General features: G+C 38.6%; 13 protein-coding genes and 1 pseudogene. 6 read left to right on the top strand and 8 right to left on the bottom strand.

Annotated features, from left to right (window positions below; genetic code table 11):
- Positions 1-31: 31 nt before the first annotated feature.
- A complete protein-coding gene (pyrC, locus tag GQR46_RS05325) occupies positions 32-1,084 on the bottom strand; it encodes a dihydroorotase (protein WP_165740288.1) in 1,053 nt (350 codons plus the stop codon).
- Positions 1,085-1,374: 290 nt separating this feature from the next.
- Between pyrC and GQR46_RS05330 the strand changes: the two genes are divergently transcribed.
- From GQR46_RS05330 to GQR46_RS05340, 3 genes are all read left to right on the top strand, one after another.
- Positions 1,375-3,744 carry a GGDEF domain-containing protein gene (locus tag GQR46_RS05330; protein ID WP_165740290.1) on the top strand — a complete coding sequence of 790 codons (2,370 nt, stop codon included), beginning with the start codon at positions 1,375-1,377 and terminating at the stop codon, positions 3,742-3,744.
- A 412-nt stretch (positions 3,745-4,156) separates the two neighbouring features.
- The gene (locus tag GQR46_RS05335) at positions 4,157-5,044 is read left to right on the top strand and encodes a LysR family transcriptional regulator (RefSeq protein ID WP_165740292.1); all 888 of its coding nucleotides are present in this window, start codon (positions 4,157-4,159) and stop codon (positions 5,042-5,044) included.
- A gap of 54 nt (positions 5,045-5,098) precedes the next feature.
- Positions 5,099-5,863, top strand: a complete 765-nt coding sequence (locus GQR46_RS05340) for an ElyC/SanA/YdcF family protein (RefSeq protein ID WP_165740294.1) — start codon at positions 5,099-5,101, stop codon at positions 5,861-5,863.
- 24 nt (positions 5,864-5,887) lie between these two features.
- Here the strand turns inward: GQR46_RS05340 and GQR46_RS05345 are convergent, their stop codons facing one another.
- Positions 5,888-6,640, bottom strand: a complete 753-nt coding sequence (locus GQR46_RS05345; RefSeq protein WP_010555099.1) for a Nif3-like dinuclear metal center hexameric protein — start codon at positions 6,638-6,640, stop codon at positions 5,888-5,890.
- A 150-nt stretch (positions 6,641-6,790) separates the two neighbouring features.
- On the opposite strand from GQR46_RS05345, the gene GQR46_RS05350 reads away from it, so the two are divergent.
- Positions 6,791-7,132, top strand: a complete 342-nt coding sequence (locus tag GQR46_RS05350; RefSeq protein WP_002961684.1) for a hypothetical protein — start codon at positions 6,791-6,793, stop codon at positions 7,130-7,132.
- 31 nt (positions 7,133-7,163) lie between these two features.
- Here GQR46_RS05350 and GQR46_RS05355 read toward each other — a convergent pair whose 3' ends face one another.
- A complete protein-coding gene (locus GQR46_RS05355) occupies positions 7,164-7,640 on the bottom strand; it encodes an HPP family protein (protein WP_165728215.1) in 477 nt (158 codons plus the stop codon).
- Between the two features lie 104 nt (positions 7,641-7,744).
- Between GQR46_RS05355 and GQR46_RS05360 the strand changes: the two genes are divergently transcribed.
- Positions 7,745-8,317, top strand: coding sequence for a TetR/AcrR family transcriptional regulator (locus tag GQR46_RS05360; RefSeq protein ID WP_165740295.1), 573 nt, complete (start codon positions 7,745-7,747; stop codon positions 8,315-8,317).
- Between the two features lie 40 nt (positions 8,318-8,357).
- Here the strand turns inward: GQR46_RS05360 and GQR46_RS05365 are convergent, their stop codons facing one another.
- The 5 genes from GQR46_RS05365 to GQR46_RS05385 all read right to left on the bottom strand — a co-directional run bounded on the left by GQR46_RS05365 (position 8,358) and on the right by GQR46_RS05385 (position 16,423).
- Positions 8,358-11,537 carry an amidohydrolase family protein gene (locus GQR46_RS05365; RefSeq protein ID WP_165740297.1) on the bottom strand — a complete coding sequence of 1,060 codons (3,180 nt, stop codon included), beginning with the start codon at positions 11,535-11,537 and terminating at the stop codon, positions 8,358-8,360.
- A 105-nt stretch (positions 11,538-11,642) separates the two neighbouring features.
- On the bottom strand, positions 11,643-12,467 hold the full coding sequence (locus GQR46_RS05370; RefSeq protein WP_002961680.1) for a M90 family metallopeptidase: 825 nt from the start codon (positions 12,465-12,467) through the stop codon (positions 11,643-11,645).
- Positions 12,468-12,654: 187 nt separating this feature from the next.
- Entirely contained in the window at positions 12,655-13,293 is a 639-nt protein-coding gene (locus tag GQR46_RS05375; protein ID WP_165728271.1) for a CatA-like O-acetyltransferase, read from the bottom strand.
- A 136-nt stretch (positions 13,294-13,429) separates the two neighbouring features.
- On the bottom strand, positions 13,430-14,470 hold the full coding sequence (locus GQR46_RS05380; protein WP_165728212.1) for a Glu/Leu/Phe/Val dehydrogenase: 1,041 nt from the start codon (positions 14,468-14,470) through the stop codon (positions 13,430-13,432).
- 426 nt (positions 14,471-14,896) lie between these two features.
- Positions 14,897-16,423 (bottom strand): fumarate hydratase, encoded by a 1,527-nt coding sequence (locus GQR46_RS05385; RefSeq protein ID WP_007583843.1) that lies wholly within the window; start codon positions 16,421-16,423, stop codon positions 14,897-14,899.
- Positions 16,424-16,578: 155 nt separating this feature from the next.
- On the opposite strand from GQR46_RS05385, the pseudogene GQR46_RS05390 reads away from it, so the two are divergent.
- Positions 16,579-16,774: pseudogene (locus GQR46_RS05390) on the top strand (aminodeoxychorismate synthase component I); the annotation flags it as partial.

The following is a 16,774-nucleotide window of genomic DNA, read 5'->3' on the forward strand; positions in this document are numbered from 1 at the left end:
AGCGGCTTTTGGTTTAAATATAAAATATTAACTATTTAACAGACCAATCAATAGTATCTTCTGCTTTTATAGGCACAACTTCAGAGTCGCCTAGGGTATAACTTGCAGGTACGTCCCATGGTTTTCTTTGTAATGTTATTGTATCGGCATTACGCGGCAACTCATAAAAGTCAGGACCAAAGTGGCTTGCAAATCCTTCAAGCATGTCCAAAGCTCCTGCGTCTTCGAATGCTTCAGCGTATAACTCAATAGCGGCATGAGCCGTATATGCACCAGCACAACCACAAGCAGCTTCTTTTTTATCTTTATAATGTGGTGCAGAATCAGTTCCTAAGAAAAACTTTTTATTTCCACTTATAGCTGCGGCCATTAATGCTTGCTGGTGAATGTTACGTTTGAGGATTGGCAAACAGTAATAATGTGGGCGAATTCCACCCGCTAACATATGATTACGATTATAAAGTAAATGATGAGCTGTAATTGTTGCTGCTACATTGCTAGGTGCATTAACTACAAACTCTACTGCATCTTTAGTTGTAATATGCTCTAGTACAATTTTAAGTTCAGGAAAGTCACTTACCACATCCCCTAAAATCGTCTCTAAAAATACTTTTTCACGGTCAAAAATATCGATTGATGAATCAGTAACTTCTCCGTGTACTAACAGCAACATACCTACTTCTTGCATTGCTTTTAAAACCGGGTAAATATTTTTGACTGATGTAACACCCGAATCAGAATTGGTTGTAGCGCCAGCAGGATACAATTTTGCAGCTACTATTTTACCCGTTGCTTTTGCTTTCTTTATTTCATCTGGTGTCGTTTTATCAGTAAGGTAAAGTACCATTAAAGGCTCAAAGGCACCTTGTGGGCCTGCTGCCATAATACGTTCTCGATAAGAAAGAGCGGTATCAGTACATGTTGCCGGCGGAACAAGGTTTGGCATAATAATAGCGCGACCCATGTATCTGCTAATGTCTCGTACAGTATCCTTTAGCTGGTCGCCATCACGTAAATGTACATGCCAGTCATCTGGGCGAGTGATAGTAAGGGTTGTTACAGAGTTTGTATTATTGCTTGTCATTACTTTGTTCCAAGGCTGAATTTATCCGATCATAGGCATATGATGTTTTCGAGTAAAGATTTTATTAAAAATAATGCATATGTTGATGACATTACCGAGTTGTGTAATTAAAGCTTAATACTCCAATTCAATTGGGATTAGCCATTGTTATTACTTACAATTAATTAAAGTCATTCGTCATAATAATTTACAGCCAATTAAAACCACTCATCGCTTTATTTTGTACAAAATCTAAGATTAGGTTAACTTAGCTACGTATTTAAAAATAAAAAGAATAATATAAATTGCCTATGTCTTACAAAAATAATGCCTCAAGAGCACTTGAGATAAAAACTGATCAACTGAGTATTATTAATCAATTTTCATCAAGCTTATTGCAACTAGACACACTAGACGAGCTATTTGAGTATGTTACAACGCACGTTGTTAACCGTTTAGGATTTGTTGATTGCGTTATTTACCTTGCCGATAACAATGCTTATACATTAAATCAAGTTGCATCGATGGGTATTGCTCACGCCCGAGACAAATATCAAGCCGAACGTAAAGTAATACGTTTTAGTGAAGGAATTACTGGAGCTGTTGCAACTACTGGTAAAGCCGTAGTTATCGATGATGTAACAAAAGATAGCCGTTATATCGCAGATGAGCGCCCTGCCCAATCAGAACTATGCGTCCCTCTTATATATAAAGAACAAGTTTTAGGTGTTATTGATTGTGAGCACCCTATTAAAGGCTACTTTACAAACGCACACCTTGAAATTCTTACAACAGTTGCCCACTTACTCAGTGCTAAAATTAACCAGGTAAATACGGTAAATAACTTACAAAAAACAGTTGAGCAACTTAACAACGCACAAAAATTAGAAAATAGCTTATTACAAATAGCTAACCTAACCTACAAAGCTAACGACTTAGATACCTTCTTTGAAGCCTTGCATTCAATTATCAATAACTTACTTCGTGCTGATAACTTTTTTATCGCTTTATATGACAAAAAAGTAGATATACTTGACCTTGTTTATATAGTCGAAGAAGGCATAAACACTAAAACACATCAAAAAATATCTAAAGAACAGCTAAAAGACACTGCTTCATATTACCTACTGCAAACAGAGCAAACCTTATTACTCAATAAAGATGCCTTTCAAAGTCATATTGATAACGGTGATTTTAAAATGATAGGTCGACAATCAGAGTCTTGGTTGGGTGTTCCATTTAAAACAAGTGATCGTATAAGCGGTGTTATTGTTGTACAAAGCTACGATAAAACACTGCAATACAACAAACACGACAGCGCTCTTCTAACTTACGTAAGTCGTCAAATAAGTATGGCAATTGATAGACAACTAGCCCGACAAGAGCTCGAGCATAAAGCATTGCATGACGAGCTTACCGGCCTTGCTAACCGCTCATTACTCATTGAGAGAATAAAGCATGCTATTTTACGTTTAACGCGCGCTAAAAAAAGTACTAGCCATGCCCTGCTGTATCTAGATTTTGACCGTTTTAAAAGTATTAATGATTCGCTGGGGCATGAGGTCGGAGACCATTTTCTTATAAAAATATGCGACTTAATTAAAAGTACAGTACGAAGCACCGATACATTTGCTCGTTTAGGCGGTGATGAATTTGCTATTTTCATGGAAAATATCACACATAAAAACCAAGTTAATGAAGCTTTAAACAGAATTAAAAGCGCATTAGCAAAACCTCTAAATGTAGATAGCCACTTACTTCAAGCCTCTACTAGTATTGGTATTGCCTATACCGACAACATAAACGATCAAGCTTATATATTACTGCAACAAGCTGATGCTGCTATGTATGAAGCAAAATCCACCGGGCGTGGACAAGTTAAGTTTTTTAATAACACGATGCGTAAAAAACTTAAAACCCATGCCGATATCGAAAACGACTTGCAACACGGTATAGAACACAACGAATTTGAACTCTATTTTCAGCCAATTTTTACAATTACCACAAGTGAAGTTGTCGGATTTGAAGCACTTGTGCGCTGGCATCATCCTAAAAAAGGATTTGTACCACCTAATGACTTTATACCGATAGCTGAAACTACAGGGCAAATTATAAATCTTGATTTACATTTACTTGATTTAGCCGCTCAGCAGATTTCTAATTGGCACCAGCAAGGTCATCGCTTTTTGAAAGTAACGGTTAATGTATCGTCACGACATTTTGCAAGCCTCGATTTTGTAGCGCAAATACATTCTATTTATAATAAATACCAATTACCTCTGGGTTCTTTATGTTTAGAAATTACCGAATCAGGCTTAATAGAAAATCTAGAACTCGCCACTCAAATAATAGAAGGTCTTTCACCTTTAAAAGTAAAATTGTGCCTTGACGATTTTGGAACGGGTTATTCAGCACTGGGCTACTTGCACCAACTGCCTATTCATATTTTAAAAATAGATAAAAGCTTTATTGACCACCTACAAGATTCCACCAACCCACTTGTTGAAGCCATTTTATCACTTGCGCAATCATTAAAACTTGAGGTTGTTGCTGAAGGGATAGAAACACTTGAACAATTAGCCATTTTACAATCCACCGCGTGCGACTATGGCCAAGGTTTTTTAAAGTCAAAACCGGTCACAGCCAAAGAAGCCATATTACTTATTAATAAGCCCTTATAAAAGAGCCAGCGAGTTGGTCGCTGGCTTAGGTATTACGTATATACTCATCCATTGACCTAAACTAAAGCTAAAAAGCAAAATGACTTTAGTTTTTAAACCACAACCTAAAGTAACCATTCCCCACCCCACACAGTTATTTATATAGTCAAAATTCACACTGAGGTGAAGCACACCGCAATCGATATACTTAAAATACAACATGAAGCAAACTCATCTAAAACTCATCAAACCAGTTTTTGAATGACTTTTATCGTTACTAATTCTAATATTTTCGCGATTCATAGCAACAAACTGCAATAAACCACAATAAATCGCAAACTTTTAGCCATCTAGACGTTGAAACGTTTTTTGTATAGGCGTAGTATGTGGTTAATCTGAGCTGAACTCACTTTTCCCATGAGAATTTTTAAAGATGATTGGTATTAAACATTTAAAAACCATAGCAACCCTAAAAGAAACAGGATCTTTGGTTAATACGGCACGAGAGTTATTTTTGACACAGTCTGCTTTATCTCATCAAATCAAAGATTTAGAGAATAAATTAGATTGCCAATTATTTGAGCGTAAAACTCAACCAGTCCGCTTTACCCCTCAGGGAATGCTATTACTTGAATTAGCTCACGAAATATTACCAAAAATGGAAGCGACTAAATGCCGTTTGAAAGAAAGCTTAAATCAGCCTATTTCTCAACTGCGTTTAAGTGTGGAATGCCATGCATGTTTTCATTGGTTATTGCCTACTATTAAAGAATTTAATAACTTTTGGCCTGATATAAAAATTGATTACGAGCGCGGCTTTAGTTACGACGCTATTCCTGACTTACTAAGCGATGAGCTCGATTTAGTTTTAACATCTGACATACGTGAACCCGACACATTAGAATACGCGCACTTATTTGATTTTAAATTGAAGCTTATTGTGACACCGGATCATGAACTTGCTAAAAAAGCGTATGTAACAGCGCTTGATTTAAAAAACGAAACTATTATTTCATACCCTATCCCGCGTGAACGCCAAGATATATTTAAGCATTTCATTCAAAATGCACGTTTTGACGGTACGTTAAAAACGGTTGATCAAGGATTACTTATTTTTCAACTAGTAAGTGCCGGCATGGGCGTTGCCGCTTTACCTGATTGGCTAGTTACACCTTATGAAAGCCAAGGCTTAATTAAATCAATTCCTTTGGGCGCTCTTGGCCTTACTCGTCCTATGTATTTAGCGATGAAAAAAGACATGAAAGATAACCCTGTTTATCGTCACTTTTTAAATACGTGTAAGCTAAATAACGGTCGATAATCATCAATATAATGAGTAATATCGCTGTAATTAACTCTACAGCGTTTAACTCTTATGTTTGTTATTAAAAAAATGATTGGTGGCTTACTTATGCCACTGCCTCTATTTGGTTTATTTGCGTGCCTGATGCTCCTACTCGCATTTAAAGGCCGCAAATCAGCTCTCTTCTTATCTACTTTAAGCTTAATTGTATTACTTGCATTGAGCACACCCTTTATCGCCAATTTAATTATCCAAAATAATGAACCTGCGTCGCTTGCATTTAATACCCTAAAGCATCCAAAAATAGACAAAATAGTTGTACTAGGTTGCGATATAAACCCAAATCCTGCACTCAGTGCTAATAATCAATTAGGCAATTGTGCGCTAACGCGCTTAGTAGAAGGTGTAAAGCTAGCAAAGCACTACCCTAATGCAGAGCTTATAGTGTCAGGCGGGGGTTATCAAAATACCACTAATAGCGGGCTTATGTATCAAACGGCAATTAGTTTAGGTGTTAATAAGAGTCGTATATTCCAAAACCCAAAAGCGATGGATACCGCAGCAGAAGCTAAATTATTAGCACCTAAATTAGTTGATTTTAAAGTCGCGCTAGTAACATCTGTGCTGCACATGCCTCGCGCCAAAGACTTATTTAATGCTCAAGGTATTGAAGTAATAACCGCAGCCACTGATTACCATAACTTTGCTGTATTACCGTGGCATAAACAATTTATACCTAATGCTCAGGCTTTAATGGTAGTAACGCAGTATGCTCATGAAGTAATTGGAAATGCATGGATCACAGTGCGCCGCTGGGCAAACCCAGAAGCGCTTTAGTTTTTCACTAAGAAACAGATACTACTAAACAGGGTTATCTATATCTATAAACGTGACGTCAAAGCCATGTTCTTGAGCAAGCAACTCACCCAAAGCTTTTACGCCATAGCGCTCTGTTGCATGGTGCCCAGCTGCAAAAAAATCAATATTTTGCTCACGAGAGCTATGAATAGTTTGCTCCGATGCCTCACCTGTTAGGTAGGCATCAATGCCTTGCTCTGCAGCTAAATCAATATACCCTTGCCCACCACCGGTGCACAGTGCAATGGTTTCAATTTTTGTTGAACGTACTAAACTTGTGAGTGGGGTTCGATTTAGCACTTTTGCAATTTTATCTGCAAAATCTTCACCACTTAATGGTGTTTTTAAACGCCCTTTCATTGCTACGCTATTTGAAGTTGGCTCTAGCCCTGTTTCAATTTCAATATCCAATAACTTTGCTAGTTGCGCGTTATTGCCAACTGCTGGATGAATATCGAGTGGTAAGTGATAGCCAAATAAATTAATATCGTGTGCTAATAACGCACCTATACGACGCTTTTTCATTCCCGTTATTGGTTGGGATTCCCCTTTCCAAAAAAATCCATGGTGAACTAAAATAGCATCTGCTTGTTGCTCAATGGCAGCATCTATTAATGCTTGACTTGCGGTTACACCCGTCACAATTTTTTTAATTTCGTTTTTACCTTCAACTTGTAAGCCATTTGGGCAAAAATCTTTAATTAATTGAGGTTTTAAAATGTCATTTAGGAGTTGGTTAAATTCTCTACGTTGCATATAACTTACCTTACTTAGCACTGAATTTTGTGCAAATTTTGGCGTTTATAGCTCTAAAATGGAAGGAAAATCGCAAAAAATTGAAAAACTGTTTTAAAATAGGTATAAATACCTCTTCTTTATCTGTGTTCACAACGTATAGGGTCTCTGATGAGCAAACTAGACAAAACAGAAGTGTTATCTGCCTTTGAAGCAGCGTACGAAACTGCCAATGGTAAAAAACCTGAAATCACAACTAAACCTGGTTGGTACAGCATTGATGGCGGTAAAAATTTACGCCTAGCTGACGTAGCAGAGCTTACTAAAAAGTTAAACTCTGGTAAAACAACTAAAACGAAAAAACCAAAAGCAGCTGCGCCTGTTAAAGCACAGAAAAAAGCGCCATTCACTGTTGTTACCGAAAACGAAGAAGGTTACACAGCGGAAGAACTTTGGATTGTAATTTTAGCTCGTAAAGATCATGACTGTCGCTTACCGCGCGGTGTTGTTTAATCAATATTTATGATTTTTAAAAGAAACCGCGTTAAGCGGTTTTTTTATGTGCGTTATTTACCGAAGAAGACAGTAACCACTTTGCAGCAAAGCCACAAATAACAATGAACATCGTCCCGACTAATACTGGCATAATTAAAAAGTCCCAACTTTGTCCAGATACAATAATCAGAATAGGGTTAGCACCCGCCGCAGGATGCACTGTTTTAGTGAGCATCATGAGTGTAATTGCAACACCAACGGCTAATGCAATAGATACACTACCGTCACCAACATAAGTTACAAAAACGATCCCCACAAATGCTGTTAAAAGATGACCAAAAATCACATTTTTTGGTTGTGCTAATGGGCTATTTGGTATACCAAATACAAGTACTGCCGTTGCGCCAAAAGGTGCCATTAACCACAGTCCATAGCCTCCTATATTATTCAGCCAAGATAAAAAACCCAATACTAGCGCTGAAAAAAAGCCAGCAACACAGGCTAATTTAATATCTTCAATATTCATGCTAAATCCTTAAATAAAAGTAGACAGACCTGTCTACTTTTATTTAATAGACAAGTCTGTCTACTTGTGTCAAGATATCTTTCAGCTAATATTTAAGGGGTTTTATGAATAAACGAGAGCAAATTATTACAACAGCACTTAATCTCTTTTATAGCAAAGGCTTACATGCTGTGGGTATTAATGAAATTCTAGCCGTTTCAGGTATCGCTAAGAAAACGCTTTATAATCACTTCGCCAGCAAAGATGATCTAATACTTGCTTGCTTAGCCACGCGTGATAAAAATTTTAATAATTGGCTAGAACAAATCTGTGAAAAACAAAATGCCCTTGACGTTGCTAATGGATTATTTAAAGGGTTAACGAACTGGTTTAATAATGCAGTGCCGGAATTGGGCGATTTTAATGGGTGCTTCTTTATAAACGCAGCAGCAGAATATCCACTCGCAGCGCATACTATTGCAATACAGTGTAAAGCACACAAACAAGCTGTACTTAAAATTATATTAAATGCTTTACTTGCCACTCCTCAGCTAAAAAATAATAAAGCTAAAGCCGAAAATATCGCACAAACATTATTTATCCTAAAAGAAGGGCTTATATGCCAAGCACGTGTTATGCATACTCAAACACTTGTTATGCCAAGCACTGCGTTGCTAAAACACATAATACAAAGCTAAAAAAGCGGCTATGTAGCCGCTTTCAAAAGATCAAAATAAATTATAACTTTTCGAAGTAAAGTGGTTCGCGCTCTTTTTTACCTACTTCATTCATTGTTTCGGCATTGAATAAGCGACCATTGATCATGGTGTAATCTACTTTATCCGAATCTCGAATGTTTTTAAGCGGATCGCCATCTATAACCATTAAATCAGCAAGCTTGCCAACTTCAAGTGAGCCTACGTTTTTATCAAGACCTAGATACTTAGCCGGATCGAGTGTTGAAGCACGTATAGCCTCAAGCGGTGTCATTCCGCCTTGTGCAAACATCCACATCTCCCAGTGTGCACCTAAGCCTTCACGCTGACCGTGAGCACCTAAGTTAACCAAAACACCTAAGTCTTGCAGTTCAGCAGCAACGCGTGCGTTATTAAAGTGATTATAGTGATGATCGGGCGCTTTAATGCGGCGCATAGAGCGTGGTAATAATTGATTTTTTGGCACAAATTTACTTAAACGCGGGTGATTCCACACATCAGTTTTATCGTACCAGTAATTTTCACCCCAAATGCCACCATAAGCCACTACAAGCGTAGGTGTGTAACCTACATCACTTTGCGACCATAACTGCTTTATATCGTCGTATATGTGCTCTACCGGGATTGAATGCTCAATACCTGTGTGTCCATCTACAATCATACTTAAGTTATGTTGTAATAATGAGCCGCCTTCTGGTACTACCATCATTTCAAGCATCCGGCCTGCTTCAATAACTTGTTGGCGCTGCTCTCGGCGTGGCTGGTTATACGACTTAACACTAAATGCACCTACTTTTTTAAGGCGCTCTAAATGAAATTTAGCATCGTCTAACGAGTCAATATGCGACGTATAACCTGGCATATTTGCGCCATATAAAATAGTACCCGTTGAGAAAATACGCGGGCCAACAATCATGCCTGCCTTTTGCATTTCGCTTGCGGTAAATATTTCGGAGGTATCGTTTGATGGATCGTGAATTGTAGTTACACCCAGCGCTAAACCTGCAAAGTTTTTCCAGTTTTGCTCAGGTATAATTTCATCACTTGCTTGCGAGCCATGTGCATGAGCATCAACAATACCAGGCATAATAGTTTTGCCTGTTACATCAATAACCTCAGCACCTTTAGGAATGCTTATATCGCTGGCTGTACCAATTGCTTTGATATGCTTGCCATCAGTGATAATTACACCATTTTCAATAACCTTTTCGCCATCCATAGTTATAATTTTTGCACCAGTGAGCGCAATCATACCTTTAGGCTCTGCCATTTTTTTACTGAAACCAATATTATCGCCACTTTTCACTTTAAAGTCGGTATCTTCGGCTTTGTTAATAGCAAACATCCCCTCAAGGCTTGCATGATAAAGCTCAGGCCCTAATGTCCAATAAAGTTTGTTGCTCTTTGCACTCCAACTAATGTTTTCACCAGCACGAACCGATAACTGCTCTATTGGAAATTGACTGTCTTTAGGCCCAATATTAATTGTTTTACCACTTTGAACAAACGGCGTTATAAATACTTTAAATCGCTCAGCAAAAGCGAGGTATTGCCCATCTGGTGATACTCTAAATTCTGTCGCATGCTCTGACTCGTATAGTTTGCGAACTTTTTTACTTTCAAGCTCTACTACGCTAAGCGTTGGTTTTGGCCAAGGACTCATAATGAAAACACGATCGTTTGCATCTCCAAATTGTGGTTGATAACCACTTTTTGAAATAAGCTCACTTTTACCACCTTTAGCGCTTACGCTATAAACCCCCGGATTAAGTGACCACTTAGGGTTTAAAATACTGCCGCCAGTGGCTTTACGATAAACAACCGTTTTACCATCTGGACTAAACGTTGGCTCTACATACTTGCCTGGCTGCGTAGTAATGGTATCGCCACGGCCACTGCGTGCAGACACAACCTTTACGGACCCTTGCTTGTTATCATCCCATGTGGTGTACACAATTTTTTTACCATCGCGAGAATACTGTGGAAATAATTCGTAATGATCTGTTTGCTTTGTTAAACGCTTAATTTTACCCGACTCTAAATCACGTTTATAAATATGCCCAAGCGCTTCAAAAATTGCCGCTTCGCCATCTGGGCTTACTTGCACATTACGCAGCATTTTTACATCAAACTCATCAGTATCTAAGTTTTGTGTAAAGCGCACCGCTTTTTGAATTTTTTTAGTGGTTTGCACTTTAAAAGGAATGGTTTTTACAGATTTGTCTGCAACATCTAGCTTGTGAATTGTACCACCAGCCCAAAATACCAGTTCTTCATTATCGGGTGTCCATGCAATAGTTGGGTATACACCATGAATAGCCCATGTTTCTTGCATATCTCGCTCAAGCTTATCGTAAAGCTTAGTGTGCTCACCGCTGGTTAAGTCATATAAATACAAGCTAGTTTGAAAGTCATCACGCTTTATATACGCCAGTTTTTTACCATCTGGTGATGGTGTAGGCCTAATAGCACCGCCCATCGTATCGATTACAGTTTCAATTTCACCCGTTTCGCGGTCGTAACGTTTAATTTTATAAATGCCCGCTACAGAATCCTTTGAGTAATGAAAGGTTTTACCGGGTGTTGCATCATGCGAAAAGTATACATAACGACCATCAGGTGAAAACATTGGCTCACCTAAATCTTTTTGATCATTTTCACGTTTTGTAAGCTGAACACCCTTGCCACCGGCTTTGTGGTACAACCACACTTCACCGGCACCTAGTGAACGGCTAGCCGTAAAGTGTTTACGCGCAACTAAGTAGTCGCCATTAGGGCTCCATGCAGGGCTATTTAGTAATCTAAAAGTTTCGTCGGTAACTGCGTGTTGGTTTTCGCCATTTAAGTCCATTATCCAAATGTTATCGCCACCACCTTGATCGGAGGTAAACGCAATACTTTTGCCATTAGGACTAAAGCGTGGTTGCATTTGCCATGCAATATCAGAGGTGAGCTTGGTGGCTGTACCACCACTCATTGGCATAGTGTAAATATCACCAAGTAAGTCAAACACCACGGTTTTACCATCAGGGCTTACATCAATATTCATCCATGTGCCCTGCTCAACGCTAATTGCAGCGTCAACAAATTGCCCCTTAGGTGAATCTACTTGCCATTTTTTTTCGTCTTTTTCAGCGGCATTTACCTGCCCTATCGCTAATGACACCGACAGCGCCAATACTGTATGAAGCATTTTTTTCATGCGTTTCTCTCTTGTTATTGTTGCAGTAAAAACTATTTCACATGATTGCAACAAAAACAAACGCAACTTGCCAGCGTTATATGATAAAGCGCGGTTTATGTAGGTTTAATGCCAAACAATAGGGTCAAATTGATAGTAATTAACTAGCATACTGTAAATTTCAGGATCGTATCGGCGAAGCTCTGCGGGTTTTTCGAGGAAGGTTTCGGTGAGTACAGCAAAAAACTCAGCTTCGTTAGTCGCACCATAGCTGTGAATAACATGCGGCATGCTATAGGCAACATGGCTTTTTAACTGGGTGAAGGCGCGGCTAAATACCCTGCCCCACTCTTTGTAATCTGCTGAGCTTTTTAAAATGGGCGTACCCGTTGTTTTACCTGTTTCTTGATCGAGTTGATGCGCAAACTCATGAAATACCAAGTTATGTCCATCGCTTGGTAAACGATTACCCTCAAGTACATCATGCCAGCTTAAAACGAGTGTGCCGCCAGGCCATGACTCGCCTAGTCTTACCGTATTATGGTAACTCACAAGTCCTGCACTATCGCGAGTTGATTGCGGAGCATAATAAGCACTTGGATATAATAAAATTTCTTTTACATTTCTATATAACGGCCACGGTTTATTAAGTACTAATACACACGCATCGGCGGCAACAATTAACTTCATTGCAGACGTTAGCCTTAAGCCATCACAACCGACAAAGCGTTTTTCGTTTAAAAACCACGTAATATGTCGCTCTAATTTTTCTCTGTCGGCGTCGGTCATTTTTTTATAGATGGGCATGCAACGCAGTAAAATATCTTTTTGCTGCGAATTTAAAGCAAAGTCTTTATATTTACTGCGCCATAATCGGTTTTGAATTGATGGCCAACGCCAGAAAATCACCACAAAAAGAATTAAAACAACAATTAACAGTCCATTTATCATGGGGATTTCCTGAGCTAAGGTATGGTATATAAATATGTCCAGCACACGTGTTTTTCAAGCATACAAGGTTATGTATTTGAATATAAAGTAATTCACATCGCATTGCTTATAGATTACTTATAGATTACTTATAGATTACTTATAAATTGTTTACTGCTTTGCACTGCCGTTACTGATGTGTTTAAAGTTAACCTTTGCAAAAGGTATCAAATGTACCCTGCAATGTGCTTATAAATTTCGCTACGTGCAAACCATCCATTAATGAATGGTGTACATCGATAGCTAAAGGCATTGTGCCTGTGTGTTTATCAAACTGACCAAATACAAATTTAGGAATGCCTAAACTCTGCCCTTCACTAAATGCATGCGAAAACGCACTAAAATTCAGCCACGGCAAAACAGATATATGAATTAAATCAGCCTGCCCTTCTGTTTGAGCAAATGCATCAGAAAATAACGGCTGTAATTTCGCTTTTTTGCTTACGCCACTTGCATGATTTGCAAACTCTTTAAACTCGCCTGTGCTGTTAAAATAACTAAAAACAAACGTATCGTTTTCAGACAACTCAACCACACTTGCGCGAACACTATTAAGTAACCATGGTTGATTATCTATTATACGTAGCATTATTGAATCGTACTCATGGCACGCTTTTAAGGTGCAATATACATACGCTTGAAAAAAAGAAAATTGATTGGTTTTGCAATAGTCGTAAAGTGCTTGAGCATCTAAACGCACACACACATTAAAGTAAGGCTGAGAAAAGTGTTTAAATAATTCAAAGTGTTGCTTTCTAGGCCAATTATCTAAATCGATAGGCTGCATGAGAGAAGTTGAGGGAGTCATAATTTGCCGCACAAAATTAAAAATAAAGTGTACCGCTGTTCAGTAATAATTGCATTAACTTACAGATAAACAAAAGGTGTGCAATTGCACACCTTTATATAAATTCAAACTTAGATTACAGACCGTTTTTAATGATCTCTTGCGCTAATTCGTCGGCAATTAAATGCGTTGATTTTTGCTCTTTTTCGCTACGGGCAAAAATTTCAGTTAACGTATTAAAAATACCTTCAACATGTTTATTAGACGCTGCTGCACTGTAACCTTCTGGCGCTGTTTCGTAATAAACATTAATAATACCACCGGCGTTAATTACGTAATCTGGTGCATATAAAATACCTTTTTCACGAATAACTTCACCGTGACGAGACTCTGCCAGCTGATTATTAGCACAGCCTGCAATAATAGTCGCCTTTAAACGCGGTATCGTTAAGTCGTTAACCGTTGCACCTAATGCACATGGTGCATAAACATCAACGCTTAAGTCGTAAATTTCATCAATACCAACTGCAGTGGCGCCAAAATCATTAACTACACGGTCAATTGCTGCTTGGTTAATATCAGTTACAAACAGTTCAGCACCCGCATCATGTAAATGTTTACATAAACCATAAGCAACAGCACCTAAACCTTGAACGGCCACTTTCACACCTGCAAAATCTTGATGACCACGTTGATGCTGTAGCGCTGCTTTAATTCCTAAAAACGTACCGTATGCTGTAAATGGCGATGGGTTACCACTTTTACCTTCAAGGCCCAGTACGTAATTAGTTTCTTTATTCATAATAGCGACATCAGCACATGTGATATTTACATCTTCTGCTGAGTAATAGCTGCCATTTAATCGCTCTAATTGACGACCAAATGCACGGAATAATTGCTCAGATTTAATTTCTTTTGCATTACCAATAATAACAGATTTACCGCCACCAAATGGTAGGCGCGCTACTGCATTTTTATACGTCATGCCTTTTGATAAACGTAGCACGTCGTAAACGGCATCTTCGTCGTTCGCATAATCCCACATTCTACATCCGCCAACAGCAGGACCTAGATTGGTATTATGTACAGCAATAATTGCTTTTAAACCCGACTCTTCATCAGAACAAAAAACTACTTGTTCATGGTTATCAAATTCAACTCGATTAAACACAGCCACTTAAAATACTCCGAAATAGTTAACCCGTGAGAGGGTATGCGCGCTGGAAATTGACGAGACTTTATCACTTCATATTAGAGTTCGCTACACTCACAGATGATAAAACCGATGAAAACATGACTCTTAGATTAAATAATCAAATTAAAACCTTTATACAGATAAAAAACCCATAAAATCATCATTAGGCAGTTTTAAAAACTGCAAATATAAAAACCACACTAACTTACGTTTACGTGAACGTAATGGCATTGCTATATGTAAAGTTTAATATACAAGTACTAACTGCCCGCTAAGCGCTATATTCTATAGGTTTACAGTAAAAAATGATGATTTAGAACAACTGGTCAGATGTGCAAACCTGATCATAGCTATATCTAAAAAACAAAAAAGCGAGCACCAGGCTCGCTTTTAACAACACAACTTAGGTTATTTTAGCTTGCTATCAAGCTCTTCTATTTTAGCTTTCCAGATTGCAGGGCCTTGTGTATGCGCATTGGCGCCCTCACTGTCTACTGCAACGGTCACTGGCATATCTTCTACTTCAAATTCATAAATAGCTTCCATACCTAAATCTTCAAAAGCAACTACGCGTGCTTTTTTAATCGCTTTAGATACTAAGTAAGCTGCGCCGCCTACAGCCATCAAATAAACAGATTTATGCTCTTTAATAGACTCAACAGTCGCAGGTCCACGTTCAGCTTTACCAATCATGCCTACAATGCCTGTTTTTTCTAGCATCATATCGGTAAATTTATCCATGCGAGTAGCTGTTGTAGGGCCTGCAGGACCAACTGCTTCATCGCGTACCGCGTCTACTGGTCCAACGTAATAAATAAATTTATTATCAAAGTCTACGCCTTTTGGTAAACCTTCACCTGAATTGATCATATCTTGCAGACGTTTATGCGCTGCATCACGACCTGTTAAAATAGTGCCTGAAAGTAAAACGGTTTCGCCCATTTTCCATTCTTGAACATCTTTTTTAGTCAGTGTATTTAAGTCAACACGGCGAGTGCCTTCGCCCACTTCAAATGTTACTTGTGGCCAATCTTCTAGTTTAGGCGCTTTTAAATTCGCAGGGCCAGAACCGTCAAGCGTAAAATGTACATGGCGAGTTGCCGCGCAATTTGGGATCATTACTACAGGTTTTGAAGCAGCATGCGTTGGAGCCGTTTTAATTTTAACATCAACAACCGTTGTTAAACCGCCTAAGCCTTGTGCGCCAATGCCTAACTTATTAGCACGGTCAAAAATTTCTAAACGTAGTTTTTCTTCAGTCGTTTCTGCGCCGCGCTCCATTAGTTCATGGATATCAACCGGGTCCATTAACGACTCTTTAGCCATCACTGCCGCTTTTTCAGCCGTACCACCAATACCTATACCTAGCATGCCTGGCGGACACCAACCAGCACCCATTGTTGGTAATGTTTTTTCTACCCATTCAGCAACGTCATCAGACGGGTTTAGCATAACCATTTTACTTTTGTTTTCAGAGCCGCCGCCTTTAGCTGCAACCATTACTTCTACTTTTCCACCCGCTACTAAATCAATATGCACAACCGAAGGCGTGTTATCTTTAGTATTTTTACGCGTGCCAGCAGGGTCTGCAACAATAGATGCACGTAAAGGGTTATCTGGATTCAAATATGCACGACGAGTACCTTCATCAACCATTTGTTGAACGGTTAAATCTGTTTTATCCCACTTAACATCCATACCTACTTTAACAAAACAGGTAATAATACCGGTATCTTGGCAAAGTGGACGCTTGCCTTCAGCCGACATGCGTGAGTTAATTAAAATTTGTGCAATGGCGTCTTTAGCCGCTTTACTTTGTTCTTTGTTGTAAGCTTTTTCGAGAGCTTGAACAAAATCAAGTGGGTGATAGAACGAAATATATTGCAATGCATCTTCAATGCTATCAATAAAGTCTTGCTGACAAATTGTACTCATAGTGGTTCCTTAAGTTACCGTTACGCGTTGTCGCGTAATCTAAATCAAACCGGTGACGGTGGTTTGCACTGTTTTTTACAGCTTAGTGCTGCCAAAAAATTTGACTTATGATACCCTCCCAGCCCGTTTCGAGCCAGTTCTTAAAGGGGCAGTAAATGCTAAACAATAAAAAAAATTGTATTAAATTAGGCATAACACAAAACTGCATTGACGTTTTTGCGCATTTTTCACATTTGCCTTATGCAATTCTATTAGATTCTGCAAATAGTAATCATATAAACAGCCGTTTTGATATTATTGCCATTGAGCCGCAAAGTACCCTTGAAGTAAAAAATAATAAAAGCTTTTTAA

The sequence above is a fragment of the Pseudoalteromonas sp. Z1A6 genome (assembly GCF_011378745.1).
Classification (GTDB): domain Bacteria; phylum Pseudomonadota; class Gammaproteobacteria; order Enterobacterales; family Alteromonadaceae; genus Pseudoalteromonas; species Pseudoalteromonas arctica.

Excerpts from the sequence above, each read along its gene's own strand:
- pyrC (WP_165740288.1), bottom strand. The coding sequence starts at position 1,084 with ATGACAAGCAATAATACAAACTCTGTAACAACCCTTACTATCACTCGC.
- GQR46_RS05330 (WP_165740290.1), top strand. The coding sequence starts at position 1,375 with ATGTCTTACAAAAATAATGCCTCAAGAGCACTTGAGATAAAAACTGAT.
- GQR46_RS05335 (WP_165740292.1), top strand. The coding sequence starts at position 4,157 with ATGATTGGTATTAAACATTTAAAAACCATAGCAACCCTAAAAGAAACA.
- GQR46_RS05340 (WP_165740294.1), top strand. The coding sequence starts at position 5,099 with ATGTTTGTTATTAAAAAAATGATTGGTGGCTTACTTATGCCACTGCCT.
- GQR46_RS05345 (WP_010555099.1), bottom strand. The coding sequence starts at position 6,640 with ATGCAACGTAGAGAATTTAACCAACTCCTAAATGACATTTTAAAACCT.
- GQR46_RS05350 (WP_002961684.1), top strand. The coding sequence starts at position 6,791 with ATGAGCAAACTAGACAAAACAGAAGTGTTATCTGCCTTTGAAGCAGCG.
- GQR46_RS05355 (WP_165728215.1), bottom strand. The coding sequence starts at position 7,640 with ATGAATATTGAAGATATTAAATTAGCCTGTGTTGCTGGCTTTTTTTCA.
- GQR46_RS05360 (WP_165740295.1), top strand. The coding sequence starts at position 7,745 with ATGAATAAACGAGAGCAAATTATTACAACAGCACTTAATCTCTTTTAT.
- GQR46_RS05365 (WP_165740297.1), bottom strand. The coding sequence starts at position 11,537 with ATGAAAAAAATGCTTCATACAGTATTGGCGCTGTCGGTGTCATTAGCG.
- GQR46_RS05370 (WP_002961680.1), bottom strand. The coding sequence starts at position 12,467 with ATGATAAATGGACTGTTAATTGTTGTTTTAATTCTTTTTGTGGTGATT.
- GQR46_RS05375 (WP_165728271.1), bottom strand. The coding sequence starts at position 13,293 with ATGCAGCCTATCGATTTAGATAATTGGCCTAGAAAGCAACACTTTGAA.
- GQR46_RS05385 (WP_007583843.1), bottom strand. The coding sequence starts at position 16,423 with ATGAGTACAATTTGTCAGCAAGACTTTATTGATAGCATTGAAGATGCA.